21 protein-coding genes are annotated in these 25,345 nt (G+C 66.0%); 5 read left to right on the top strand and 16 right to left on the bottom strand.

The window, feature by feature from the left end; all coding sequences use genetic code 11:
- Positions 1–69 precede the first annotated feature (69 nt).
- The 15 genes from FPJ27_RS27105 to FPJ27_RS27035 all read right to left on the bottom strand — a co-directional run bounded on the left by FPJ27_RS27105 (position 70) and on the right by FPJ27_RS27035 (position 20,644).
- Positions 70–1,374: an MFS family transporter gene (locus FPJ27_RS27105; RefSeq protein WP_072441484.1), complete on the bottom strand. Its 1,305-nt coding sequence runs from the start codon at positions 1,372–1,374 to the stop codon at positions 70–72.
- 235 nt (positions 1,375–1,609) lie between these two features.
- A complete protein-coding gene (locus FPJ27_RS27100; RefSeq protein WP_204426304.1) occupies positions 1,610–3,289 on the bottom strand; it encodes a SpoVR family protein in 1,680 nt (559 codons plus the stop codon).
- Positions 3,286–4,554 (bottom strand): YeaH/YhbH family protein, encoded by a 1,269-nt coding sequence (locus FPJ27_RS27095; protein ID WP_034184124.1) that lies wholly within the window; start codon positions 4,552–4,554, stop codon positions 3,286–3,288. Before FPJ27_RS27095 ends, FPJ27_RS27100 begins: the two co-directional genes overlap by 4 nt.
- Before the next feature lie 125 nt (positions 4,555–4,679).
- Positions 4,680–6,602, bottom strand: a complete 1,923-nt coding sequence (locus FPJ27_RS27090) for a PrkA family serine protein kinase (protein WP_034184123.1) — start codon at positions 6,600–6,602, stop codon at positions 4,680–4,682.
- Positions 6,603–7,154: 552 nt separating this feature from the next.
- Positions 7,155–8,936 (bottom strand): methyl-accepting chemotaxis protein, encoded by a 1,782-nt coding sequence (locus FPJ27_RS27085; RefSeq protein ID WP_204426355.1) that lies wholly within the window; start codon positions 8,934–8,936, stop codon positions 7,155–7,157.
- 281 nt (positions 8,937–9,217) lie between these two features.
- A complete protein-coding gene (gene rbsK, locus FPJ27_RS27080) occupies positions 9,218–10,147 on the bottom strand; it encodes a ribokinase (RefSeq protein WP_204426303.1) in 930 nt (309 codons plus the stop codon).
- Complete coding sequence (locus FPJ27_RS27075) at positions 10,144–11,175, bottom strand: LacI family DNA-binding transcriptional regulator (protein WP_072441495.1); 1,032 nt, start codon at positions 11,173–11,175, stop codon at positions 10,144–10,146. Before FPJ27_RS27075 ends, rbsK begins: the two co-directional genes overlap by 4 nt.
- Positions 11,176–11,210: 35 nt before the next feature.
- Complete coding sequence (locus FPJ27_RS27070) at positions 11,211–12,230, bottom strand: ABC transporter permease (protein WP_034184119.1); 1,020 nt, start codon at positions 12,228–12,230, stop codon at positions 11,211–11,213.
- Positions 12,227–13,840 carry a sugar ABC transporter ATP-binding protein gene (locus tag FPJ27_RS27065; RefSeq protein WP_204426302.1) on the bottom strand — a complete coding sequence of 538 codons (1,614 nt, stop codon included), beginning with the start codon at positions 13,838–13,840 and terminating at the stop codon, positions 12,227–12,229. Before FPJ27_RS27065 ends, FPJ27_RS27070 begins: the two co-directional genes overlap by 4 nt.
- A gap of 145 nt (positions 13,841–13,985) precedes the next feature.
- Positions 13,986–14,936 (bottom strand): sugar ABC transporter substrate-binding protein, encoded by a 951-nt coding sequence (locus FPJ27_RS27060; RefSeq protein WP_072441500.1) that lies wholly within the window; start codon positions 14,934–14,936, stop codon positions 13,986–13,988.
- A gap of 618 nt (positions 14,937–15,554) precedes the next feature.
- Positions 15,555–16,481, bottom strand: coding sequence for a CysB family HTH-type transcriptional regulator (locus tag FPJ27_RS27055; protein WP_034184116.1), 927 nt, complete (start codon positions 16,479–16,481; stop codon positions 15,555–15,557).
- A gap of 75 nt (positions 16,482–16,556) precedes the next feature.
- Positions 16,557–17,615 carry a sulfate ABC transporter ATP-binding protein gene (locus FPJ27_RS27050; protein ID WP_204426301.1) on the bottom strand — a complete coding sequence of 353 codons (1,059 nt, stop codon included), beginning with the start codon at positions 17,613–17,615 and terminating at the stop codon, positions 16,557–16,559.
- Positions 17,616–17,628: 13 nt separating this feature from the next.
- Positions 17,629–18,579, bottom strand: a complete 951-nt coding sequence (gene cysW, locus FPJ27_RS27045) for a sulfate ABC transporter permease subunit CysW (protein ID WP_204426300.1) — start codon at positions 18,577–18,579, stop codon at positions 17,629–17,631.
- On the bottom strand, positions 18,576–19,484 hold the full coding sequence (cysT, locus tag FPJ27_RS27040) for a sulfate ABC transporter permease subunit CysT (RefSeq protein ID WP_204426299.1): 909 nt from the start codon (positions 19,482–19,484) through the stop codon (positions 18,576–18,578). Before cysT ends, cysW begins: the two co-directional genes overlap by 4 nt.
- A gap of 122 nt (positions 19,485–19,606) precedes the next feature.
- Positions 19,607–20,644: a sulfate ABC transporter substrate-binding protein gene (locus tag FPJ27_RS27035; protein WP_204426298.1), complete on the bottom strand. Its 1,038-nt coding sequence runs from the start codon at positions 20,642–20,644 to the stop codon at positions 19,607–19,609.
- 264 nt (positions 20,645–20,908) lie between these two features.
- Between FPJ27_RS27035 and lexA the strand changes: the two genes are divergently transcribed.
- From lexA to FPJ27_RS27020, 3 genes are read left to right on the top strand one after another with little or no spacing between them, the layout of a single operon-like run.
- The gene (lexA, locus tag FPJ27_RS27030; RefSeq protein ID WP_009689103.1) at positions 20,909–21,556 is read left to right on the top strand and encodes a transcriptional repressor LexA; all 648 of its coding nucleotides are present in this window, start codon (positions 20,909–20,911) and stop codon (positions 21,554–21,556) included.
- 26 nt (positions 21,557–21,582) lie between these two features.
- Complete coding sequence (locus FPJ27_RS27025) at positions 21,583–21,918, top strand: hypothetical protein (protein WP_034184111.1); 336 nt, start codon at positions 21,583–21,585, stop codon at positions 21,916–21,918.
- 29 nt (positions 21,919–21,947) lie between these two features.
- Positions 21,948–22,661 carry a DUF2939 domain-containing protein gene (locus FPJ27_RS27020; RefSeq protein ID WP_204426297.1) on the top strand — a complete coding sequence of 238 codons (714 nt, stop codon included), beginning with the start codon at positions 21,948–21,950 and terminating at the stop codon, positions 22,659–22,661.
- An 87-nt stretch (positions 22,662–22,748) separates the two neighbouring features.
- Here FPJ27_RS27020 and FPJ27_RS27015 read toward each other — a convergent pair whose 3' ends face one another.
- Complete coding sequence (locus tag FPJ27_RS27015; RefSeq protein WP_034184109.1) at positions 22,749–23,246, bottom strand: universal stress protein; 498 nt, start codon at positions 23,244–23,246, stop codon at positions 22,749–22,751.
- A 330-nt stretch (positions 23,247–23,576) separates the two neighbouring features.
- Between FPJ27_RS27015 and nodI the strand changes: the two genes are divergently transcribed.
- Complete coding sequence (nodI, locus tag FPJ27_RS27010; RefSeq protein ID WP_204426296.1) at positions 23,577–24,491, top strand: nodulation factor ABC transporter ATP-binding protein NodI; 915 nt, start codon at positions 23,577–23,579, stop codon at positions 24,489–24,491.
- 6 nt (positions 24,492–24,497) lie between these two features.
- On the top strand, positions 24,498–25,331 hold the full coding sequence (locus FPJ27_RS27005) for an ABC transporter permease (RefSeq protein WP_034184108.1): 834 nt from the start codon (positions 24,498–24,500) through the stop codon (positions 25,329–25,331).
- The last annotated feature ends 14 nt before the right edge of the window (positions 25,332–25,345 follow it).

Below are 25,345 nucleotides of genomic sequence, written 5' to 3'. Positions count from 1 at the left end.
CCGCAAAAAAACGTCCCGCCGGCTGGCAGGACGTTCGTCACGATGCGACTGCGCGCGATGCGCAATCGATCACGGTTCGTTGCGCAGATAACCTTCCTTGCTCGGATCGCGCATCCGCCACGACACGATCAGCGAGATCGCGCACAGCACCGTCACGTACCAGTAAAAGGTTTCCTCGCTGCCGATCGACTTGAACCACAGCGCGACATACTCGGCCGAGCCGCCGAAGATCGCGTTCGCGACCGCGTACGACAGGCCGACGCCCATCGCGCGCACTTCCGGCGGGAACATCTCGGCCTTGATGAGGCCGCTGATCGACGTATAGAAGCTGACGATCGCCAGCGCGACCGTGATCAGCACGAACGCGGCCACGGGGCTCGTCACGTCCTTCAGCGCATGCATCAGCGGCACCGTGCCGATCACCGCGAACGAGCCGAACAGGATCATCGACGTGCGGCGGCCGATCTTGTCGGACAGTGCGCCGAACACCGGCTGCATCAGCATGTAGACGAGCAGCGCGACGGTCATCACGTTGCTGGCCGTCTTCGCGTGCATGCCGGCCGTGTTCACGAGGTACTTCTGCATGTACGTCGTGAACGTGTAGAAGATCAGCGAGCCGCCGGCCGTGAAGCCGACCACCGTGAAGAACGCGCCCTTGTGCCGCCACACGCCGCGGATCGTGCCGGCGTCCTTCTTGTCTCGCGATGCGCTCGTCGACGTCTCGTCGAGCGATTTCCGCAGGTACAGCGAGATCAGCGCGGCCGCCGCGCCGACGACGAACGGAATGCGCCAGCCCCACGCCTTCAGTTCATCGGTCGACAGCGTCTGCTGCAGGATCACGAGCACCAGCAACGCACAAAGCTGGCCGCCGATCAGCGTCACGTACTGGAACGACGCGAAGAAGCCGCGCCGGCCCTTCAGCGCGACCTCGCTCATGTAGGTCGCGCTCGTCCCGTATTCGCCGCCCACCGACAGGCCCTGGAACAGGCGCGCGACCAGCAGCAGCGCCGGCGCGAGCGCGCCGATCTGCGCATAGGTCGGCAGCACCGCGATCACGAGCGAGCCGCCGCACATCATCAGCACCGAGATCATCATCGCCGCGCGGCGGCCGTGACGGTCGGCGATGCGGCCGAACAGCCAGCCGCCGATCGGGCGCATCAGGAAGCCGGCCGCGAACACGCCGGCCGTGTTCAGCAGCTGCGTCGTCGTGTTGCCGCTCGGGAAGAACGCCGGCGCGAAGTACAGCGCGCAGAACGAGTAGATGTAGAAGTCGAACCACTCGACGAGGTTGCCCGATGAGGCGCCGACGATGGCGAACACGCGCCGCCGGGTGTCATGCGCGGACAGCGCAGCTTGGTCGGTCTGGACGTCCATGGATTGGTCTGTTCCTTTTAATGCTTTCTGGGCGAGACGGCTTGGGGGCCGCCGCGTGCGGTCGCACGTGGCACCGGTTCCGGCGGCACGGCGCTACGCGATTTTAGCGAAATGTAAAGTAACAGGCTTTCCGGGTTCGTCCGGATGTAGAAAATTTTTCTCCCGCCGCGCGTTCGTCATATGAAAACGCCAGCCCGTGGGCTGGCGTCCGATGCAAACTATTCGAAAGCGGCGCTCACACACGCACCTCCGGCGGCACGTAGCGGCACTCGTAGCGCTTGCGCACGGTGCCGGCCTCGTCGACGCTTTCCAGGTACACGTCGAACTGCCACAGCCGCGCCATGTGCTTGAGCACTTCGTCGCTGTCGCTCGACAGGTGGCGGTTGTCGGTCATGAAGTGGCGCAGCGTGAGGCTGCGGTCGCCGCGCGTGTTCACGGCCCACACCTGGATGTTCGGCTCGCGGTGATGGATGTCGTACTGCCGCGACAACGCCTGCCGCACGTACTGGTAGCCGGAATCGTCGTGGATCGCCGACACCTCGAGCGAATCGCGCATGTCGTCGTCGAGCACCGAGAAGAGCCGCATCTCGCGGATCAGGTTCGGCGACAGGTACTGTGCGATGAAGCTCTCGTCCTTGAAGTTGCGCATCGCGTAGTGCATCGCCGGCAGCCACGGGGTGCCCGCGATCTCCGGAAACCACTTGTAGTCCTCTTCCGTCGGTGCTTCGCAGATCCGCCGGATGTCGCTCATCATCGAGAAACCGAGGGCGTACGGGTTGATCCCGCTGTAGTACGGCTTCGTGACGGGCGGCTGGTAGACCACGTTGCTGTGCGAATGCAGGAACTCCATCATGAAGCTGTCTTCCAGCTTGCCCTGGTTGTACAGCGTGTTCAGCAGCGTGTAGTGCCAGAACGTCGCCCAGCCTTCGTTCATCACCTGCGTCTGCCGCTGCGGGTAGAAATACTGGCCGATCTTGCGCACGATGCGGATCACTTCCCGCTCCCACGGCTCGAGCAGCGGCGCGTTCTTCTCCGCGAAATACAGCAGGTTCTCCTGCGGCTCGGGCGGATAGCGGTCTTCCTGCTCCTCCATCAGCTCGGGTTTCTTGCCCGGCAGCGTGCGCCACAGTTCGTTCACCTGCGACTGCAGGTACGCCTCACGCTCGCGCCGCAACGCCGCTTCCTTCGACAGCGACGGCTTCTGCGGCCGCTTGTAGCGGTCGACGCCGTAGTTCATCAGCGCATGGCACGAATCGAGCAGTTCCTCGACGCGATCGAGCCCGTAGCGCTCCTCGCATTCCGCGACGTAGTTCTTCGCATACACGAGATAGTCGATGATCGCGTGCGCGTCGGTCCACAGCCGGAACAGGTAGTTGCCCTTGAAAAACGAGTTGTGCCCGTACGCCGCGTGCGCGATCACGAGCGCCTGCATCGTCATCGTGTTCTCTTCCATCAGATACGCGATGCACGGGTTCGAATTGATGACGATTTCGTACGCGAGGCCCATCTGGCCGCGGCGGTAGCTCTTCTCGGTCGAAAGGAAGTGCTTGCCGAACGACCAGTGGCGGTAGTTGACGGGCATCCCGACCGACGCATACGCGTCCATCATCTGTTCGGCGCTGATCAGTTCGAGCTGGATCGGGTAGATGTCGAGCTCGTATTGTTCGGCGACCTGCGAGATGTGCGTGTCGTATTCCTCGAGCAGTTCGAACGTCCAGTCGGACGGGCACGGCAGCGGCTTGCGTTCGGCAACGTTCATACGCGCTTCCTTTTGCCCGGAACCGGGCAAGTCGGCGGCCGGCGGCGACGGTTCGGCCTGCGCGCGTTGCTGCGATGCGGCAGGGCCGGCCGTGTCGCCGCCGGAGGGGCGCGGCTCGTAGCCGCGCGACTCGTTGTGCAGATGGCGGGTCGTCATGACGTTTCCACCTGCTTTTCGAACAATTCGCGAAACACCGGGTAAATGTCGGCAGCCGATTCCACTTTTTTCATCGCGAGATGCGGTTGCGACAGCGCCAGTTGCGCGTATTCCAGCCACAAATTCTGCTCTTCCGGCGCGACCTGGATATACGCGAAGTAACGCGTCTTCGTGAGGATATCCTCTTCCAGGATTTTGCGACACTTGGGCGAATCGTCGGTCCAGTTGTCGCCGTCGGACGCCTGCGCGCCGTAGATGTTCCATTCGGTCGGCGAGTAACGCTCGTTCTGCACCTTGCGCATCAGTTCGAGCGCGCTCGACACGACCGTGCCGCCGCTCTCGGTCGAATGGAAGAAGGTATCCTCGTCGACTTCCTCGGCGCGCGTATGGTGACGGATGAACACGACCTCGATGCGCTCGTAGTTGCGCTTGAGAAACAGGTAAAGCAGGATGAAGAAGCGCTTCGCGAGATCCTTGCGCTGCTCGTCCATCGAGCCCGACACGTCCATCAGGCAGAACATCACGGCCTGGCTCGACGGCTGCGGCTGCTTCACGCGGTTGATGTAGCGCAGGTCGAACGGATCGATGAACGGAATCCGCCAGATGCGCCCCTTCAGGTGATGGATCTCGGCCTCGAGCGTCGCGATTTCCGCGCGGCGGTCTTCCGGATCGCTCTTCATCGCTTCGAGCTGTGCCTCGAGTTCGCGCAGCTCGTTGACGAGCGGCGAGCCGAGCGCGATGCGCCGGCCGAGCGCGCTGCGCAGCGAACGCACGACGTCGATGTTGTTCGGCGTGCCTTCCGCCGACCAGCCCGCGCGCACGTTCTTCCAGCTCGGCACCGTCAGCAGGTGCGTCTTCACGAGGCGCGGCAGTTCGAGATCGTCGAAGAAGTACTGCATGAACTCGTCGCGCGACAGCTCGAACACGAAGTCGTCCTGCCCTTCGCCCTCGTTGCTCGCCTGACTGCCGCCGCCGCCCGAACCGCCCTGCGGGCGCGGGATCTTGTCGCCGCGCACGTAGTCCTCGTTGCCGGGATGCACGTATTCACGACGCCCGCCCGGCCCGTGCCGGAAATTCGGCTCCGCGATGTCCTTGCGCGGGATCGTGATGCTCTGCGTGCTCTGGATATCCTTGATGCTACGGTCGCGCACCGCGTCGGACACGGCACGACGAATGTAGTTCTTGACGCGACGCAGAAAGCGTTCGCGGTTGGCGATACTCTTGTTCTTGCCGGCCAGCCTGCGGTCGATGATTTGATGAAGCACTGCCGGTCTCCCGCTCGAAAGTCGATATGCCGGGACGCTCGCCGCACATGCCGTCTCCCGTCATGCGGGCGGCGTCCCTGAAAGCGCCCGTGCGGACTCGCCGCACGGGCTCGGTACCGCGCGCGTCATGACGACTTGCGCACGCGCAGGTACCAGTCGCAAAGCAGCCTCACCTGCTTCGGCGTATAGCCCTTCGCGACCATCCGGTTTACAAAGTCCTCATGCTTGCGCTGCTCTTCCGCCGAACCCTTTGCGTTGAACGAAATCACCGGCAACAGTTCCTCGGTGTTCGAGAACATCTTCTTCTCGATCACGACGCGCAACTTCTCGTAGCTCGTCCACACGGGGTTCTTGCCCGCATTCGCCGCCCGCGCACGCAACACGAAGTTCACGATCTCGTTGCGGTAATCCTTCGGATTGCTGATGCCGGCGGGCTTCTCGATCTTCTCCAGCTCCGCGTTCAGCGCGGCGCGATCGAAGCTCTCGCCCGTATCGTGATCGCGGAATTCCTGATCCTGGATCCAGAAGTCGGCATACGTGACGTAGCGGTCGAAGATGTTCTGGCCGTACTCCGAATACGACTCGAGGTAGGCCGTCTGGATCTCCTTGCCGATGAAATCCGCGTAGCGCGACGCGAGCACGTCCTTCACGAAGGACAGGTACTTCTGCTCGGTTTCCGGCGGGAACTGCTCGCGTTCGATCTGCTGTTCGAGCACGTACATCAGGTGCACGGGATTGGCCGCGACCTCGCTCGAATCGAAGTTGAACACGCGCGACAGGATCTTGAACGCGAAGCGTGTCGACACGCCCGTCATCCCTTCGTCCACACCCGCGTAGTCGCGATATTCCTGGTACGACTTCGCCTTCGGATCGGTGTCCTTCAGGTTTTCGCCGTCGTACACCTGCATCTTCGAGAACAGGCTCGAATTCTCCGGCTCGTGCAGGCGCGACAGCACCGAGAACTGCGACATCATCTTCAGCGTGCCCGGCGCGCATACGGCCTCGGCGAGCGACGAGTTGCGGATCAGCTTCTCGTAGATCTTGGTCTCTTCCGACACACGCAGGCAGTACGGCACCTTCACGACGAAGATCCGGTCGAGCAGCGCCTCGTTGTTGCGGTTGTTGCGGAACGCCTTCCACTCCGACTCGTTCGAGTGCGCGAGGATGATCCCGTCGAACGGAATCGCGCCGAAGCCCTCGGTGCCCTTGAAGTTGCCTTCCTGCGTGGCGGTCAGCAGCGGGTGCAGCACCTTGATCGGCGCCTTGAACATTTCGACGAACTCGAGCAGGCCCTGGTTCGCGAGACACAGGCCGCCCGAGTAGCTGTATGCGTCGGCGTCGTCCTGCGCATACTGCTCGAGCTTGCGGATGTCGACCTTGCCGACCAGCGACGAGATGTCCTGGTTGTTCTCGTCCCCCGGCTCCGTCTTCGCAATGCCGATCTGCCGCAGGATCGACGGATAGCGGCGCACGACGCGGAACTGGCGGATGTCGCCGTTGTATTCGTGCAGGCGCTTGACGGCCCACGGGCTCAGGATGCTCTTCAGGTAGCGGCGCGGAATGCCGTACTGTTCCTCTAGGATCGGGCCGTCTTCGTCGTAGTCGAACAGCCCCAGCGGCGATTCGTTGACGGGCGAGCCCTTCAGTGCATAGAACGGCACGCGCTCCATCAGTTGCTTCAGACGCTCGGCGATCGACGACTTGCCGCCGCCCACCGGACCGAGCAGGTAGAGGATCTGCTTCTTCTCTTCGAGCCCTTGCGCGGCGTGGCGGAAATACGCGACCACCTGCTCGATCACTTCCTCCATTCCGTAGAACTCACGGAATGCGGGATAGACCTTGATGACCTTGTTCGCGAAGATCCGCGACAGGCGCGGCTCGTTGCGGGTATCGATGTGTTCAGGTTCCCCGATTGCTGCCAGCATGCGTTCACCAGCCGTCGCGTACGCGGATGGATCGTTCTTGCAGAGCGCGAGATACTCCTCCAGCGAGAGCTCTTCCTCTCGCATTTTTTCGAAGCGGTTCGCGAAGCTGCTGTAAATATCCATGCTACCTCCCTCGCCTGAGTCTGAAGACGTGCCTGCCTTCGTACGACTGCGCAGAAGCAAGCGCGTTCGAATTCATCCTAAACCCTTTCTAATTTTTTTTCACGAACTCTTCGTATGAAGTTCGTCATTCTCGACAACACCGCTTGGACAACGTATTTCGTCGTTTTACAATCGACCTCCCGAGCCGCAGAAACTGCATCCGTCGCGTCTCGTCGAACAACGGATCGTCTTGTGCGTTGGACACTTCCGACGTCGTCACGCCCCCCTTCATCCCTATACGTTCGAGCCGTCGTTTACGACGACACGCCGCGCGCACCGTTACAATTTTTTTGCCGTGCCCCTTACGGAGATACCCGTACGACGGATGCGGGAACACGACGCGCACCGTTGCGCGTGTTGCGCGCATCCGTCGGTGCTGGTCGCGCGATGCATGCGACGATGCGTGACCGTTCACGCGCGCTGTCACATTTTGTCCGACGCCGAAACGACGACGCCCGCATGTCGCGGGCGTCGTTCGTCACCAAATGGGGATAGATGCGCGGCATGCGCGAATCAGAAGGTCTCCCAGTCGTCACCGCCGGCGGCGGCAGCGACCGGCGCCGCTGCGGGCGCTGCGGATGCAGCCACGGGCTTGCGCGCCGGCATCGCCGCAGCCATGCGCTTCGGCGGTGCATCGCGATCGTCGCGCGCAGCAGCCTGTTGTGCCGGTGCCGGCGCGGCAACGGCCGCCGCGGGGGCACGCGATGCGTGACGCACTGCGACCGGCGCGACGGCGCCCGGGCGTGCCGCTTCGTCGTCGAGCTGGAACACCGACGCCGTTTCACGCAGGCGCGCGGCCTGTTCGTCGAGCGACTGCGCGGCGGCCGCGGCTTCCTCGACGAGCGCCGCATTCTGCTGCGTGACCTCGTCCATCTGCGCAACGGCGCGCGCCACCTGGTCGATCCCGCCGCTCTGCTCCTCGGACGCCGCGGCAATTTCACCCATGATGTCCGTCACGCGCTGCACCGCACTGATCACGTCGCTCATCGTGCGCCCCGCTTCGTCGACCAGCGTGGAACCCGACCGGATGCGCTCCACCGACGCGTCGATCAGCGCCTTGATCTCCTTGGCCGCGGTCGACGAACGCTGGGCGAGGCTGCGCACCTCGCCCGCGACGACCGCAAAGCCGCGCCCTTCCTCGCCCGCGCGTGCGGCTTCGACGGCCGCATTCAGCGCAAGAATGTTGGTCTGGAACGCGATTCCCTCGATGATCGCGATGATGTCCGCGATCTTGGCCGAGCTGTCGTTGATCTCGCCCATCGTGCCGACCACCTGGCCGACCACCGTATTGCCCTTGTTTGCAATCTCCGACGCATTCGCGGCCAGTGCGCTTGCCTGGCGTGCATTGTCCGCGTTCTGTTTCACGGTGCCGGTCAGCTGTTCCATGCTCGATGCGGTTTCCTGCAGCGCAGCGGCCTGTTCCTCGGTGCGCGACGACAGGTCGATGTTGCCGGCCGCGATCTGGCGGGCCGCGGTCGCGATCGACTCGCTGCCGCCGCGCACGGTGCGAACCGTGTCGACGAGCCCGCGCTGCATCTTCGCGAGGCCGTCGAGAAGCTGGCCCATCTCGTCGCGCCGGTGCACGACGATCGGCCGGCGCAGGTCACCTGCGGAAATCGCGTCGAAATGCGCGAGCGCGTCCGCGATCGGGCGGCCGATCGCGCGGCTCAGCGTCAGCCACGACAACAGCGCGGCGCCGATGCCGGCCGCGAGCGCGGCGATCGACAGCACGCGCAGCGTGTCGTACACCGATTGCGCATGATCGAAGCCCTCCTTTGCAGCGGTGAACTGGAAGTTGCGCAGTGCCTCGCTCGCCACCGAGAGGTCGTTGTAGCGCGCCTGGAGCTCCTTCGCGCCGTCGCCGATGCGATCGCGCTGGTCGGCCCCGACGATGCTCGCGAACGCGTCGCAACTGCGTTGCAGCGCCAGCCGCTTCGCGGCGACATCCTGCGCCAGGCGATCCTCCTCCGCGTCGCGCGGCAGCGCGAGGTATTTCTGCCACCACGCGTCGGACTGCGTGCGCATCGCGCGGCTGCGCTCGATGGCCGCCGCCGAGTCGGGCGTGCCGGACAGCAGCGCCGCGCGGTCGAGCGCGAGGCGCTCGCGCGCGGCAAACATTTCCGCGACCGCCACGTCGACCGCACTCGGCATCTGGTTCGTGAAAATATCGCGCGTCGAGTCGTTCGCACGCGTCATCCCGTACAGCCCGAGCACGCCGGTTACGCCCAGCAGCACCGCCAGAAACGCCATCGTCAAACCGATGCGCGTACGAATCGTCAGGTTCCTGAAGACCATCATCCTTCCTGTGTTGCGTCGTCATGAACGGGCCGGGCCCGTTGGCTCGAAGCATTGCTTCACTCGGTGCATTTACGACCGTACGCTGCACAACTTGATGGTTTCCACGGTATTTTTTCGAATTATTTGTCTGTTTATTTCATCCTTCTGAATAATTGGTGCGAGATCCGGGTGGCGACAAACAGGATGGGAGAGGGCTCGCGCGATGCCGGCCGGGGCAGCAGACACGGCCGGCCGTCTCGTGCGACGGCCGGCCGTGATGCGGCATCAGGGATCCAGCCCTATTCGGCCAGTTCCGCGAGTGTCGGAATCGACGGCTGCGCGCCCGCTCGCGTGACCGACAGCGCCGCCGCGCGTTGCGCGAAGCGGATGGCCGCGTCGACGTCCGCGCCGGCTGCGATCCGCGCGGAAAAACCGCCGATGAAGGTATCGCCGGCCGCCGTCGTGTCGACGGCCTGCACGGTCGGCGCCGGATAGTGCCGCGCGATGCCGTCGGCCGTCAGCGCGAGCACACCGCGCGCACCGAGCGTGACCAGCACGTTGCGCGCGCCGCCGGCCTGCAGCGAACGCGCGGCGGCTTCCGCCTCGGCCGGATCGCGTACCGGCAGCGCGGTCAGCGCGGCCGCCTCGACTTCGTTCGGGATCAGGTAATCGACGAGCGGCAGCCAGCCGGCCGGCAGCGGCGCGACGGCCGGGGCCGGATTGAGCACCACCGTGCGGCCGAGCCGCTGCCCGGCCGACAGTGCCGCGAACACGGCATCGGGCGGCGTCTCGAGCTGGCAGATCAGCACGTCGGCCGACGCCAGCGCGGCTTCGTGCCGTGCGATCGTATCGGTCGTGACCTCGCCGTTGCCGCCCGCGACGATCACGATCGCGTTCTGGCTCGCATCGTCGACGACGATCAGCGCGACGCCGGTCGACGCCGACGCGCTCGTCGCAAGCCCCGTGCAGTCGATGCCCTCGGCTTCGAGGCCCGCGCGCAGTGCCGCGCCGTGCGCGTCCGCGCCGACGCAGCCGATCATCGCGACCTGCGCGCCGAGCCGGGCGGCGGCAACGGCCTGGTTGCCGCCCTTGCCGCCCGCCGCCTGCGCGAACGCGTGCCCGGCGAGCGTTTCGCCCGGCAGCGGCAACCGCGGCGCACGCACGACGAGATCCATGTTCAGGCTGCCGACCACCGTCACGCGGCCGGCGCCCGCAGCGAGCGCCGTCATGCGCGACCGCCCGATGCGGCCGGTTCGCGGTAGATCGCCGTCGATTCGCGCAGCACGAGGCGCGGCGACACGACGCGACGGCGGCTCGGCACGGCCGTCGAGCCGCCGCCGATCCGCTCGATCAGCGTCTGCGCGGCCATTTCGCCGAGCGCGCGCACCGACTGGCCGACCGTCGACAGCGCAGGATACGTGTAGCGGGAAAATTCGATGTCGTCGAAACCGATGATCGAGCAGTCGTCGGGTACGCGCATTCCGCGCTCGGCGGCCGCGCGCAGCGCGCCGACGCCCATCAGGTCGTTGCCCGCGAAGATCGCGCTCGGCCGCACCGATTCGAACAGCCGCGACGCCGCGTGATAACCGCCGAGGCACGAAAAGTCGCTTTCCGCGATCGCGCCCGGCACGATGTCGACCCCGCGCTCGGCCATCGCGCGGATGAAGCCGTGCACGCGCATCGCGCTGACGGCCGTGTCGGTCGGCCCGGTGATGCAGCCGATCTTCGCGTGCCCGAGTTCGAGCAGGTGGCGCGTCGCCAGGTACGCGCCGCGTTCATGGTCGATCTGCACGAGATCGGCCGCGAGCCCCTCGATGTTGCGGTCGACGACGACGAGCGGCGCATGCGTGTCCGCGAGCGTCTGCGCCAGCACCGCATCCTCGCCTGCCGATGCGACGATCAGCCCGTCGATGCGCTTTTCCTGCAGCACGCGCAGGTAGTTGCGCTGCTTCACGGGATCGTCGTCCGAGTTGCAGAAGAACACGCAATAGCCGTTGGCCGCGCACTGATCCTCGATGCCGCGCGCAAGCTCCGCGAAGTACGGATTCGTGCTGTTCGGCACGACGAGGCCGATGGTCGCCGTCGCCCGCGCCTTCAGCGAGCGCGCCACGGCCGATGGCACGTAGTTCAGCTCGCGGATTGCGCCCTCGACCTTCGCACGCACATCCGCTGACACCGGCCGCGAATTGTTCACCACGTGCGAGACGGTCGTAAACGACACGCCCGCCATGGCCGCCACATCCTTGATCGTCGCCATTTCCCGTTTCTCTCTGGTCTGTTCTGTCTGTCTTTCTACCGCGCGCGTGCGCGCCGGCTGCGATACGTATCGAGCACGACCGCCACCACGATCACCGCGCCGGTGATGATCCGTTTCGTCGGCTCGTTCGCGCCGATCTGCGCCAGCCCCGCGGCCAGCACGGAGATGATCAACACGCCGAAGAACGTGCTGATCACCGAGCCGCGCCCGCCCATCAGGCTCGTGCCGCCGATCACGACAGCCGCGATCACCTGCAGTTCGAGGCCCACGCCCGCGTTCGGATCGGCCGCCTCGAGCCGCGAAATCTGGAACAGCGATGCGAGCCCCGCGAGCGCACCCATCAATGCGAATACGAGGATTTTATACGGCCGCGGGTTAACCCCGGCAAGTCGGACGGCTTCCTCGTTCGTGCCGATCCCGACGAGATAGCGTCCGAACACGGTGCGCGTGAGCACGAACTGGGCTGCGATCATCACCGCGACCGCGATCAGGAATGCCGGCGAGATGCCGAGCGCGATCGGGTTCGACAGGAAATCGAACGCGTCGCCGATATAGGCCGTGCGCGAATTCGTCAGCTGATAGGCGAGGCCGCGCGCGGCCTCCAGCACGCCGAGCGACACGATGAACGACGGGATCCGCCAGCCGACCGTGACCGCGCCCGTCAGCGCGCCCGTGACGGTTGCGACCGCGATCCCGATCAGCGCGGCCGGCAGCGGCCCCCACTGCCATTTCAGCGCGGCGACGCTGACCATCGACGCGGCGAGCGCAAGCACCGAACCGACCGACAGGTCGATCCCGGCGATGATCAGCACGAAGGTCATCCCGACCGACATCACGACGAGATCGGGAATCTGGTTCGCGATCGTGCTGAACGTGTCGTAGGTCAGGAAATGCGAACTCAGCGCCGAAAACAGCGCGATCATCGCGGCCAGCGCGCCGGCGAGCCCGAGATAGTTCGACAGGCCGAGCCGCGTGCCGGACAGCGTGCGCGCGCGGCGCCCCGTCACGTCCTGCTGCGCGCCTGCATCGGTCGGGGATACGGGAGGCTGGGTCATTGCGGTCGTCCTGTCGTCGAAGTGCCGGGAGCGGCGCCCTGCGCCGGCCCCGCGTCCGGATGCTGCGCGCCGCCCGGCGGCGTCTCGCGGCCGAAGCCGGCGAACGCCGCGGCCAGCAGCGCATCCTGGGTCCAGTTGCCGCGCTCGAACACGGCGGTCATGCGCCCGGCCGACATCACGCCGATCCGGTCGCAGATCAGCATCAGCTCGCGCAGGTCGCTCGACACGACAACGAGCGCGCGGCCTTCGCGCGCGAGCGCGCCCATCAAAGTGTAGATCTCGAATTTGGCGCCGACGTCGATCCCGCGCGTCGGCTCGTCGAACAGCAGCACGCCCATGTCGCGCGCGAGCCAGCGGCCGATCACAACCTTCTGCTGGTTGCCTCCCGACAGCTCGCCGACCGCCTGCGCCGCACCGTGCGTGCGGATCCGCAGCGCGTCGATCTGCCGCTCGGCGAGCGCCGTTTCGCGCGCGGTGTCGACGATGCCGCCGCGCGCGAGCCGGTCGAGCTGGCCGAGCGACACGTTCGCGGTGACCGACTGCGACAGCAGCAGCCCTTCACCCTTGCGATCCTCGGTAATCAGCGCGATGCCATGCTTCACCGCATCGACGGGCGACCCGATCCGCGCCGGTTTCAGCGGCTGGCCGACCGCGATCATCCCGGCATCGGGCGTATCGGCGCCGTAGATCAGCCGCAGCAATTCAGTGCGCCCCGCGCCGATCAGCCCCGAAATGCCGAAGATCTCGCCCGCGCGCACCTCGAGCGACACGTCCCGCACGGCCGACCCACGTGTGAGGCCCGACACGACAAGCCGCGGCGCGCCGATATGGCGTTCGCCGAGATCGATGTGCTCGCCGACCTCGCGCCCGACCATCAGCGTGACGAGCCGGTCGGACGTCGTCGCCGCCATGTCGCCCGCATGCACGAGCCGGCCGTCGCGCAGCACCGCGACGCACTCGGCGACGCGCGCGAGTTCCTCGAGCCGGTGCGAGATGTAGACGATCGCGACACCGCGCGCCTTCAGCCGGTCGATCTGCTCGAACAGCAGCGCGACTTCGCGTGCGGTCAGCATTGCGGTCGGTTCGTCGAGTATCAGCACGCGGCAGTCGCCGATCAGGTTGCGCGCGATTTCGACCATCTGTTGATGGCCGATGCCGAGCGCGCCGACGGGCGTATCGGGATCGACCGTGTCGAGCCCGACCTGCGCCATCGCAGCGCGCGCGTCGTCGCGCAGCCGCGCGCGGTCGATGATCCCGAAGCGCCGCGGCAGGCGGTTCAGGAACAGGTTTTCGGCGACCGTCAGCGTCGGCAGCAGGTTCAGCTCCTGCATCACCATGCGCACGCCGAGCGCCTCGGCCTGCGTGCGGCTCGCGGGCGCATACGCTTGGCCGCCGAGCTGCATCGTGCCGGCGGTCGGTTCGACGAGCCCGCCGATGATCTTGGACAGCGTGCTCTTGCCGGCGCCGTTCTCGCCCGTCAACGCGAGCGCCTGGCCCGCCGCGAGCGTCAGCGTGACGTCGGCGAGCACGGGTTCGGTATAGGTCTTGCCGATACCGGATACGGACAGCACCGGGGCGGCTGAACGGGAGGGTTGGAAGGTCGGTTCCATCGCGATCCTGGTTGCGGCCGCGCGCACGCGGCGCGCGGGTGTGACGCTCACTAGTGCATGTGCATGCAGTGGCCGTGATCGCGCTCACACCGGATAACGGCCGCCGCGCCCGATTCTTGAGGGCGGCGGCCGCACCGGCGCGGCGTCACTTCGTCACGAGATCCACCGGCGTCTCGACCACGCCGGACATGTCGGCCTGCTTGCGATGCTCCGCGATCGCCTTGAGCGCCGTGTCGATGCCGAACACGGCCTGCTTCGCCGCGTACTGATCGGCGGTCGCGAGCACGCGGCCGTCCTTCAGCATCGGCTTGATCGCGTTGATGTTGTCGTAGCCGACCACGGCCACCTTGCCCTGCTTGCCGGCTGCGCGCACGGCCGACACGGCGCCGATCGCCATGTTGTCGTTGCCGCACAGCAGCGCCTTCAGGTTCGGGTATTCGTTGAGCATCGCGGCAGCCACCGCATTGCCCTTGTCGATCTCCCATTCGCCGGACTGCACCGATACGACCTTCATCCCGCCCGCCTTCATCGCGTCCTCGAAGCCGGCCGTGCGCTGCTGCGCATTGGTCGTCGTCGACACGCCTTCGAGGATGCCGACCTGGTCGCCCGCCTTCAGCTTCTTCGCGAGGTAGTCGCCGATCTTGCGCGCGCCCTTGCGGTTGTCGGGGCCGACGAACGGCACGTTCAGGTTCTTCGACTTCAGCACGTCAGGATCGAGCCGGTTATCGATGTTCACGACGATGACCCCCGCGTCGACGGCCTTCTTCACGACCGGCACGAGCGCCTTCGAATCGGCCGGCGCGAGCACGATCGCGTCGACCTTCGACACGATCATCTGCTCGACGATGCGGATCTGGTTCGCGGTGTCGGTCTCGTCCTTGATGCCATTGGTGATCAGGTCGAACTGATTCGCGTTGTGTTTCTGGTATTCCTTCGCGCCGGTTTCCATGGTCAGGAAGAACTCGTTGGCGAGCGACTTCATCACGAGCGCGACCTTCGGCTTGGCCGCAGATTGCGCGTGGACGGCCGGTGCGGCGGCGACCGCGACGGCGGCGAGCGCGACGGTCAGGAAGCGACGGCGAAAGCGGACATTCATACACATCTCCTGGCGACTGGCCCGAAGGGCCGGACTGTTGTTTTAATGTAAGCAAACGTTTGCGCCACACTACCCGGGCAATGGCCATCGATGCTGCTGTCGGTACCACGGAATGGAAGCGAGGCAGACGGCCGACTGCCTGGCGCGTGCTGTTGTTTACGCGCCGCCGCCGGCTGGAAGCCGGCGGAGTGAAAGCTATGCTGTACCGATTCGCTTCGGCGCGCAACCTGTCTGATCAATATTTAAGGGTTTTTTCGGAGTGCGCGATCGTGCGTCGCGACGCGCAAAAACCACACTTGCGCAGGCCGCCGCGCGTCACGCAGGGTCCTGCGGCACCGGCTCGTCTTCATCGGCCGACGGCGGCTCGCCGAAGCGGTTCACATGCGGCGTCCGGCAACGAAACCGTTCATCACGAACAACGCGATCGCGCCGACGCTCGGCACGAAGTGCAGCAGCATCCACCACCCGACTTGTCGATGCCGTGCAGCCGCTTCACGGCGACGGCAAGCGACGACCACACGGCGACGGCACATCCGCCGCTGCGCTGCGCATCGCCTCCGGCGAGCGCATGCCGCGCCGCCCGGCGCAACCGCCCGAACGGCGCGCGAAGCGCTGCCGTCAGACGGCTTCGCGCAACATCCCCGCGATTTCCGCTTCGTTCAGGTGCGGCGCGAACATCTCGATCAGCCGGTACGCATACGCGCGCAGGAACGCGCCCTTGCGCAGCCCGACCCGCGTCGTGCTCGCCTCGAACAGGTGCTGCGTATCGAGCGCGACGAGGCCCGTGTCGCGCTGCGGATCGTAAGCCATCGCCGCGACGACGCCGATCCCCATCCCGAGCTCGACATAGGTCTTGATCACGTCCGCGTCGATCGCGGTCAGCACGACGTCGGGCACGGCGCCCGCCTGCGCGAACGCCTGGTCGATGTGCGAGCGGCCCGTGAAATCCTGGTCGTACGTGATGATCGGGTACTCGGCGATTTCGTCGAGCGTCAGGTTCTCGCGGCCGACGAGCGGATGGCCCTTCGGCACGACGACCGTGTGGTGCCACGAATAGCACGGGAACGTGACGATGTCCGGATAGCGGTCGAGCGCCTCGGTCGAGATGCCGAGATCGGCCTCGCCGTTCAGGATCATCTGCGCGATCTGCTGCGGGCTGCCCTGACGCAACGCGAGATGCACCTTCGGAAACACGTCGGTGAACTGCCGGATCACCTTCGGCAGCGCGTAGCGCGCCTGCGTGTGCGTGGTCGCGACGACGAGGTGGCCGCTGTCCTGGTCCGCGAACTGGCGTGCGACGCGGCGCAGGTTCTCGGCGTCGAGCAGCATCCGCTCGATCAACTGGTGCACGGCCTTGCCCGGCTCCGTGAGGCCCGTCAGCCGCTTGCCGCGCCGAATGAAGATGTCGACGCCCAGCTCATCCTCGAGATCCTTGATCTGTTTCGACACGCCCGACTGCGACGTGTACAGCACGTTCGCGACTTCCGTCAGGTTCATGTTCTGGCGCACCGCTTCGCGCACGAACCGCAATTGCTGAAAATTCATGGGTATGCCTCTTAGGCTGTCGTTGTTTGATAGTCGAATCGGAGCGAATTCCGCCCCCTGCCCTGCATGCTCGCTTCAACGCGCGGGAAACACGCGCACCGCGCGCGGCACGGCCGTCGCGCCGTCGCCGACCTGCAGCGAGAGCGCACGCCACGCATCGCGATCGAGCTCCGCCTCGAGCGCACCGCCCGCGCGCGCCTCGAGCTCGACGCGCACCGAGCCGCCCAGCGGGATCACGCGGCGCACGTCCACGGCGATGCCGTCCCGGTGCCCTTCTCCTGCCGGCCAAAGCTGCAGGTCGTGCGGCCGCACGTATGCGTTCGCGGGGCCCGCGAAGTCGGCGTCCACCTCGATCGGTGCAGCGGCGCCCTCGGCGACGAAGCCGCGCCCGGCGACCGTGCCCGGCAGCCGGTTCGCCGCGCCGAGGAACTCGTACACGAACGCGCTCCGCGGATGATCGTAGACGTCCTGCGGGCTGCCGACCTGCTCGACGTGGCCGCGGTTCAGCACGACGATTCGATCGGCCACCTCCAGCGCCTCCTCCTGGTCGTGCGTGACGAAGATCGTCGAGATGTGCAGGTCGTCGTGCAGACGGCGCAGCCAGCCGCGCAGCTCCTTGCGGACCTTCGCGTCGAGCGCGCCGAACGGTTCGTCAAGCAGCAGCACCTTCGGCTCTACCGCGAGCGCACGGGCCAGCGCGATGCGCTGGCGCTGGCCGCCCGACAGCTCGGACGGGTAGCGCTGCGCGAGCCAGTCGAGCTGCACGAGCTTCAGCAGCTCGTGCACCTTGTCGCGAATCGCGGCTTCCGACGGCCGCTCGCGGCGCGGCTTCACGCGCAGCCCGAACGCGACGTTCTCGAACACCGTCATGTGGCGGAACAGCGCGTAGTGCTGGAACACGAAACCGACCTGACGGTCGCGCGCGCCGACCGACGCGACGTCGAGCCCCTGCAGCACGACCTGGCCGGCGTCCGCGTGCTCGAGGCCCGCGATCACGCGCAGCAGCGTGGTCTTGCCGCAGCCGGACGGCCCGAGCAGCGCGACCAGCTCGCCGGCAGGGAAGTCGAGCGACACGTTGTCGAGCGCCGTGAAATCGCCGAAGCGCTTCTGAAGGTTACGGACGGTGATACCCATTCTGGTTGCCTCTTTACGATTTCGACGAAACGGCGGCGACAGGGCCGGCATGTGCGGGAACGGCGTCGCGCGCGCCGGCCAGTTCGGCGGCGAGATGACGCTCGGCGAGCAGCTTCAGCGCGAGCGTGACGAGCGCGAGCAGCGCCAGCACCGACGCCACCGCGAACGCCGCCGCGAAGTTGTATTCGTTGTACAGGATCTCGACGTGCAGCGGCATCGTGTCGGTCACGCCGCGGATGTGGCCCGACACGACCGATACCGCGCCGAATTCGCCCATCGCGCGCGCGTTGCACAGGATCACGCCGTACAGCAGGCCCCACCTCACGTTCGGCAGCGTCACGCGGCGGAAGATCTGCCAGCCCGACGCGCCGAGCACGCGCGCGGCTTCTTCCTCGTCGGTGCCCTGCGCCTGCATCAGCGGAATCAGCTCGCGCGCGACGAACGGGAACGTGACGAAGATCGTCGCGAGCACGATGCCCGGCACCGCGAAAATGATCTGCACGTCGTGATCCTGCAGCCACGGCCCGAGCCAGCCCTGCGCGCCGAACAGCAGCACGTATACGAGGCCCGAGATCACCGGCGACACGGAGAACGGCAGGTCGATCAGCGTCGTCAGCAGCGCCTTGCCGCGGAATTCGAACTTCGCGATCGCCCATGATGCGCACACGCCGAATACGAGATTCAGCGGCACGGCGATCGCGGCGACGATCAGCGTGAGCTTGATTGCCGCCCATGCGTCGGGATCGGCCAGCGATTCGAGATAGAAGCCGACGCCCTTTCTCAGCGCCTCGACGAACACCGCGGCGAGCGGCACGACGAGGAAGAACGCGAGGAACGCCAGCGCGATGCCCGTGAGCAGCCAGCGCACGACGCGCGACTCGCTGACGGGGTCGAGCCGGTTTGCGGCGCGCCCTTGCGCGGCCGACGACGGGGTTTTCAGCACGACGGTGGCCTCCTGGCTCATTGCTGGCCTCCTGCTGCGGTTGCGGTTGCGGTGACGGTCGCGGGGCCGCTTGCGCCCTTGCCGGACGAGCCGCGGCTCGTCCGGCGCTGCAAATACCATTGCAGCGTGTTGATCAGCAGCAGCATCAGGAACGACACGACCAGCATCACGACCGCGAGCGCGGTCGCGCCCGCGTAGTCGTATTGCTCGAGCTTCGTGATGATGAGCAGCGACGTGATCTCGGATTTCATCGGCACGTTGCCGGCGATGAAGATCACCGACCCGTATTCGCCGAGCGCGCGCGCGAACGCCAGCGCGAAACCGGTCAGCAGCGCCGGCAGCACGGCCGGCAGCACGACGCGGCGGAACGTCAGCCAGCGCGATGCGCCGAGGCATGCGGCGGCCTCTTCCTGCTCGCGCTCGAAATCCTCGAGCACCGGCTGCACGGTGCGCACGACGAACGGCAGCCCGATGAAGGTCAGCGCGACCAGCACGCCGGCCGGCGTGAACGCGATCTTGACGCCGAGCGGCGCGAGATACTGGCCGACCCAGCCGTTGGTCGCGTAAACGGCCGCAAGCGAGATGCCGGCGACCGACGTCGGCAGCGCGAACGGCAGGTCGACGATCGCATCGACGAGGCGCTTGAACGGGAACGTGTAGCGCACGAGCACCCACGCGACGAGGAAGCCGAACACGGCGTTGATCAGCGCGCCGCCGAGCGCGGCCGAGAACGTCAGCCGGTACGACGCGAGCACGCGCGGCGACGCGACGGCGGTGACGAACTGGTCCCACGACAGCGTCGCGGTTTTCAGGAACGTGGCGGCGAGCGGAATCAGCACCACGAGGCTCAAATAGGCCACCGTGATGCCTAGCGTCACGCCGAAACCGGGCAGCGCGCTCGGCTTGCGAAAGGTGTACGTCGTCATCGGATGCTCTTGCTGGGTCGATGCTGCTCATGGGCCCGACGCAAACGCCGGCGCGATGAATTGCGCCGGCGGCCCGTCGGGGATGCGGCGCGCTGTCGTGGCGCGCCGCTGTCGTTATGGCGTTACTGCGGCTTGTAGATCGAGTCGAACACGCCGCCGTCCGCGAAATGCGTCTTCTGCGCATTCGTCCAGCCGCCGAACGTGTCGTCGACCGTGTACAGCTTCAGCTTCGGGAACTGCTTCGTCAGTTCCGCCGGCACGCTCTTCGAACGCGGCCGGTAGTAGTTGCGCGCCGCGATCTCCTGGCCCTGCGGGCTGTACAGGAAGTTCAGGTACGCGTCGGCCAGCTTGCGCGTGCCCTTCTTGTCGACCACCTTGTCGACCACCGCGACGGGCGGCTCGGCCAGGATGCTCACCGACGGCACGACGATCTCGAACTTGTCGGTACCGAATTCCTTGACCGACAGGAATGCCTCGTTTTCCCATGCGATCAGCACGTCGCCGATCCCGCGCTGCACGAAGCTCGTGGTCGCGCCGCGCGCACCCGAATCGAGCACGCCCGCGTTCTTGTAGAGCTTCGTGACGAACTCCTTCGCCGTCTGCTCGTTGCCGCCCGGCTTGTGCACCGCATACGCCCACGCGGCCAGGTAGTTCCAGCGCGCGCCGCCCGACGTCTTCGGGTTCGGCGTGACGATCGAGATGCCCGGCTTGGTCAGGTCGTCCCAGTCCTTGATCCCCTTCGGATTGCCCTTGCGCACGAGGAACACGATCGTCGACGTGTACGGCGACGCGTTGTCGGGCAGGCGTTTCTGCCAGTCCTTGTTGACGAGCCCCTTGTTCGCGAGCGCGTCGATGTCGTACGCGAGCGCCAGCGTGACGACGTCGGCCTGCAGGCCGTCGAGCACCGAGCGCGCCTGTGCGCCCGAGCCGCCGTGCGACTGCTTGAAGTTGACCGTCTCGCCCGTCTTCGCCTTCCACTCCTTGCCGAACGCCTGGTTGAAGTCCTGATACAGCTCGCGCGTCGGGTCGTACGACACGTTCAGGAAGGTCGTATCGGCCTGGGCGTGTGTCGCGACGCCCAGCGCCGCCGCCGCGCCCAGCGCGAGTGTTGCGATCAGGCGGCCCACTCCGCCCGCCAGCCCCGTATTGCGCTTCGCCATCCTTGGTTCTCCAGTGTTGTCGGTATTGCGATGTCGGGCCAGTCTAGCGAACGGCTTACATGATTAAAAATAATCGTTCCTCATTTTTTAATACTCAAAAGTGCTAACGCATACGGGATGGACGGTTGCGGCAGATGAACCGGCGTCCGGACGTCGCGAAATCGCGCCGGAACCGGCGCGATCGCGTCGAACCTCAAGTAACGCTTGAAATTCCCGAAGTACTGTATAAAAATACAGCTCACTGTCTATCCATACAGTTGAGCCATGACCAAACTCACCGCCCGTCAGCAGCAAGTGTTCGACTTGATCCGTCGCGCGATCGAGCGCTCCGGATTCCCGCCCACCCGTGCCGAGATCGCGGCCGAACTGGGCTTCAGCTCGCCGAATGCAGCCGAGGAGCACCTGCGCGCATTGGCGCGCAAGGGAGTGATCGAGCTGGCCGCCGGCGCATCGCGCGGCATCCGCCTGCTCGGCATCGACGACGCCCCGCACCAGTTCACGCTGCCGCACGCCGGCCTGATGCAACTGTCGCTGCCGCTCGTCGGCCGCGTCGCGGCCGGTAGCCCGATCCTCGCGCAGGAGCACATCTCGCAGCATTACGCGTGCGATCCCGCACTGTTTTCCAGCAAGCCCGACTACCTGCTGAAGGTACGCGGCCTGTCGATGCGCGACGCCGGCATTCTTGACGGCGACCTCCTCGCCGTGCAGAAGCGCACGGAAGCGAAGGACGGCCAGATCATCGTCGCGCGTCTCGGCGACGACGTCACGGTCAAGCGCCTGATGCGCCGGCCGGGCGGTCTCGAGCTGATCGCGGAGAACCCGGATTACGAAAACATCTTCGTCAAGGCCGGCAGCGCGGAATTCGCGCTGGAAGGCATCGCCGTCGGGCTGATCCGATCAGGCGAACTCTGACATTCCGTCTCGCTGAGGAGAACATCATGGAACGCCTTGCCCGTCTGCTGCCTTTCCGTCAATTCGGTCGCCTGCGTCATCTGCGCGGCCGCACGCCTTGCGCACCGCTGTCCGCGGCAGCGCCTGTGAAAGAAGAAGTCGCAGTCGAACGGCAGGCGTCCCTGCTGCCGTCGGCGCTCCCCGCTTTCGCGCGGGTATCGCTGAATGCCGGCCTGAATCATGCGGAACCCGCGCGCCGCGCGCCGGTGCGCGTCTATCACGGCCGGTCGCGCCTGATCATGGTCGGCACGATCGATGCCGTGTGCCGGATGATCGATCGCTGCATCGCGGAGGAACGATCGGCCGCGCAAGGCGGTCTCTGATTGCGGAACATTCCCGCACCGGAGGCAACGTGACTGGATCTTCGGGCCGCACATGGCGGCTCAAGCCCCTGCTGATCGTCGTACTGGCCGCCGCCGTCATTGCGGCGATCGGTTATGCATACGCATCGCCATACGTCGCGCTCGGTCGCCTGAAATCGGCGATCGATTCGCGCGATGCGCAGGCCATCAGTGAATATGTCGATTTTCCGTCGCTGCGCATCAGCCTGAAGCAGCAGGTCACGGAAGAGTTGATGCGCCGGATCGACGCGGTGAAGAAGGAGAATCCGTTCGCGGTGATCGGTGCGCTGATCGGGTCCGCACTGATCGGCCCGCTGGTCGATGCGTACGCGACCCCGGAGGGCGTGGCCGCGCTGATGAGCGGATTGCCGCCGCGCGGCAATCCGGGCGAGCGTCCGCCCGAATGGTCGAATCTGCCGCAAGGCAATGCACCGGGCAGCGCACCGGCCGCACCGCCAGCCAATCCGGCTCCGGCGAGCGCAGCCGTTCCGGTCAGCAACGCAGCCGCGGCAGCAGCATCGCCGGCACCGGCATCTCCCGCACCGGCCAACGCGAACGATGCAACGCACACGCCGCACCAGCAGCAAACCAGTGCCGGCTACCGGAATGTCGATGAATTCGTCGTGACCTACCAGCGCAGCGCCGACGGCACGCGCTATGCGGCAGTATTCCACCGCTTCGGGCTGTTTTCGTGGAAGTTGTCCGCGATCGACCTGCATGCGTAGCCGGTCGCGCGCGACGCCCGCGCCGCGGATGCAGTGCGGCGCCTGACCGGTGCGAATCGCCGGTCAGGCAATCATTGCGTCATTGGATCATTTGCCGCTCGCCGTGGCCGCTTCACGCTCGCGCGCGATTTCGGCCTTCTGCTCCTCCGCCGACGAACACGCAACCAGAATGCTGCAGTTCACGCGATCGAGCAGTTGCGTATTGCCCGACCCCATCCACCATCTCGATAGCCCGCTGCGGCACCGGTGGCCGACGACGACGAGGTCTACCTTCAGCTCCGACGCGAGATTCGCGATTTCGTCGATCGGATAGCCGAACGCGAAATGGCCTTCGGCCTGCACGCCGCGCTCGCGCAGCCAGTTCACGCCTTCCTGCAGGATTTCGCGCGCGGTTTCCTCGAAGCGGCCGCACGCAACGTCGGTCAGCAAACCCGCGCTTTGCGCAATGCTCGAACGCATGTCGACGACCGACAGCAAGTGCGTTTCGGCCTTCAGGTCCATTGCGAGATTGGCGCCGCAACGCAATGCCTTGCGCCCTTCGAGCGAGCCGTCGTAACACAGCAAAATCTTGTTGTAGCTAGCCATGAAACCTCCCTATCGCGACAACGAGCCTACGCATTCATCATGGTGCGCCGCAATTCAGGACGCAAGGGATGGAAAACGCTGATTCGCCCCGCTCGGCGCGTGCGCGATGATGCGGTGCACGATCGGTGCACACCTGCATCGCACCGTGCAGGCCTGCCCTGAAGAGACGCAGCCGATGCACTAGAATGGCTCGTTCGTATTCCAGCAGGCCATAACGTGCCGGCGTCGCGCGCTTCGGTCATGCCCCTGTGACCCGCATTCGTCCGATCCGTTCGCCAACCGGCCACGCATCGGGCGGCGGAACCACCCGCTTACAACGACAACATGCCCATGTCCGTCGCACCGATCGATCTCCGCAACGTCGAAAAGCGCTATGGCGACAAACTCGTCGTCAACGGCCTGTCCTTCAACGTACAGGCCGGCGAATGCTACGGCCTGCTCGGGCCGAACGGCGCCGGCAAGACCACTACGCTGAAGATGTTGCTCGGCCTCGCGTATCCCGATGCGGGCACCATTTCGCTGTGCGGCGAACCTGTTCCATCGCGAGCGCGGCATGCGCGCCAGCGTGTCGGCGTCGTCCCGCAGTTCGACAATCTCGACCCCGACTTCACCGTGCGCGAAAACCTGCTCGTGTTCAGCCGCTATTTCGGGATGTCGGCTCACGCTGCGCGCGCGCTCGTGCAGCCGCTGCTCGAATTCGCGAAGCTCGAGAACAAGGCCGACGCGAAGGTCGGCGAGCTGTCGGGCGGCATGAAGCGCCGCCTCACGCTCGCCCGCGCGCTCGTCAACGACCCCGACGTGCTGGTGCTCGACGAGCCGACGACGGGCCTCGATCCGCAGGCGCGGCACCTGATGTGGGAGCGGCTGCGCTCGCTGCTCGCGCACGGCAAGACGATCCTGATCACCACGCATTTCATGGAAGAAGCCGAACGCCTGTGCGACCGCCTGTGCGTGATCGAGGAAGGCCGCAAGATTGCCGAAGGCGCGCCGCATGCGCTGATCGAATCGGAGATCGGCTGCGACGTGATCGAAATCTACGGGCCCGATCCGGCCGCGCTGCGCGACGAGTTGTCGGCGTTCGCGAAGCGCACCGAGATCAGCGGCGAAACGCTGTTCTGCTACGTGAACGACCCGGAGCCGCTCAGCGCGCGACTCAAGGGTCGCTCTGGGTTGCGCTATCTGCATCGCCCGGCCAATCTGGAGGATGTATTCCTGCGGCTCACGGGCCGCGAAATGCAGGACTGATCGACCATGGACGTCCGCAACTATTCCGCCACCGCACCTTCGGCACCGCCGCGCGAATCACGCTTCGCGATCGCGATGCCGGCGAACGCAACCAACTGGGTCGCCGTATGGCGGCGCAACTATCTCGTCTGGCGCAAGCTCGCGCTCGCGTCGATGTTCGGCAATCTTGCCGATCCGATGATCTATCTGTTCGGGCTCGGTTTCGGGCTCGGCCTGATGCTCGGCCATGTCGATGGTGTGTCGTATATCGCGTTCCTCGCAGCCGGCACGGCCGGGTCGAGCGTGATGATGTCCGCGAGCTTCGAATCGATGTATTCGGGCTTCTCGCGGATGCACGTGCAGCGCACCTGGGAAGCGATCATGCATACGCCGCTCGCGCTCGGCGACATCGTGCTCGGCGAGATCGTCTGGGGAGCCAGCAAGGCCATGCTGTCGGGGGCCGCGATCATGCTCGTCGCGGGTGCGCTCGGCTATGCGCAGTTTCCGTCGATGCTCGCGGCGCTGCCCGTGATCGCGCTCGCGGGCCTCGCGTTTGCCAGCGTCGCGATGATCGTCACGGCGCTCGCGCCGTCCTACGATTTCTTCATGTTCTATCAGACGCTCGTGCTGACGCCGATGCTGCTGCTGTCGGGCGTGTTTTTCCCGATCACGCAGTTGCCGCCGGTCGCGCAGCACGCCGCGCATGCGCTGCCGCTCGCGAACGCGGTCGAGCTGATCCGGCCCGCGATGCTTGGCCGGCCCGCGACGGACGTCGCGTTGCATGTTGCGGTGCTCGCCGGCTATGCGGTCGGCGGATTCCTGCTGTCCGCGTGGCTGTTCCGGCGGCGGATGATGCGCTGACGGCCGGCGCGCGC

The organism is Burkholderia sp. MS455 (assembly GCF_016899445.1).
Taxonomy (GTDB): Bacteria; Pseudomonadota; Gammaproteobacteria; order Burkholderiales; family Burkholderiaceae; genus Burkholderia; species Burkholderia pyrrocinia_C.
Note: the sequence above shows the minus strand (reverse complement) of the source record. Positions and strands in the feature narration are given on the sequence as shown.

Coding starts and splice junctions, on each gene's coding strand:
- FPJ27_RS27005 (WP_034184108.1), top strand. CDS start 24,498: ATGGACGTCCGCAACTATTCCGCCACCGCACCTTCGGCACCGCCGCGC.
- FPJ27_RS27065 (WP_204426302.1), bottom strand. CDS start 13,840: ATGGAACCGACCTTCCAACCCTCCCGTTCAGCCGCCCCGGTGCTGTCC.
- FPJ27_RS27085 (WP_204426355.1), bottom strand. CDS start 8,936: ATGGTCTTCAGGAACCTGACGATTCGTACGCGCATCGGTTTGACGATG.
- FPJ27_RS27035 (WP_204426298.1), bottom strand. CDS start 20,644: ATGGCGAAGCGCAATACGGGGCTGGCGGGCGGAGTGGGCCGCCTGATC.
- lexA (WP_009689103.1), top strand. CDS start 20,909: ATGACCAAACTCACCGCCCGTCAGCAGCAAGTGTTCGACTTGATCCGT.
- FPJ27_RS27070 (WP_034184119.1), bottom strand. CDS start 12,230: ATGACCCAGCCTCCCGTATCCCCGACCGATGCAGGCGCGCAGCAGGAC.
- FPJ27_RS27055 (WP_034184116.1), bottom strand. CDS start 16,481: ATGAATTTTCAGCAATTGCGGTTCGTGCGCGAAGCGGTGCGCCAGAAC.
- nodI (WP_204426296.1), top strand. CDS start 23,577: ATGTCCGTCGCACCGATCGATCTCCGCAACGTCGAAAAGCGCTATGGC.
- FPJ27_RS27105 (WP_072441484.1), bottom strand. CDS start 1,374: ATGGACGTCCAGACCGACCAAGCTGCGCTGTCCGCGCATGACACCCGG.
- FPJ27_RS27025 (WP_034184111.1), top strand. CDS start 21,583: ATGGAACGCCTTGCCCGTCTGCTGCCTTTCCGTCAATTCGGTCGCCTG.
- FPJ27_RS27015 (WP_034184109.1), bottom strand. CDS start 23,246: ATGGCTAGCTACAACAAGATTTTGCTGTGTTACGACGGCTCGCTCGAA.
- FPJ27_RS27100 (WP_204426304.1), bottom strand. CDS start 3,289: ATGACGACCCGCCATCTGCACAACGAGTCGCGCGGCTACGAGCCGCGC.
- rbsK (WP_204426303.1), bottom strand. CDS start 10,147: ATGACGGCGCTCGCTGCGGGCGCCGGCCGCGTGACGGTGGTCGGCAGC.
- cysW (WP_204426300.1), bottom strand. CDS start 18,579: ATGAGCCAGGAGGCCACCGTCGTGCTGAAAACCCCGTCGTCGGCCGCG.
- cysT (WP_204426299.1), bottom strand. CDS start 19,484: ATGACGACGTACACCTTTCGCAAGCCGAGCGCGCTGCCCGGTTTCGGC.
- FPJ27_RS27050 (WP_204426301.1), bottom strand. CDS start 17,615: ATGGGTATCACCGTCCGTAACCTTCAGAAGCGCTTCGGCGATTTCACG.
- FPJ27_RS27090 (WP_034184123.1), bottom strand. CDS start 6,602: ATGGATATTTACAGCAGCTTCGCGAACCGCTTCGAAAAAATGCGAGAG.
- FPJ27_RS27060 (WP_072441500.1), bottom strand. CDS start 14,936: ATGAATGTCCGCTTTCGCCGTCGCTTCCTGACCGTCGCGCTCGCCGCC.
- FPJ27_RS27075 (WP_072441495.1), bottom strand. CDS start 11,175: ATGGCGACGATCAAGGATGTGGCGGCCATGGCGGGCGTGTCGTTTACG.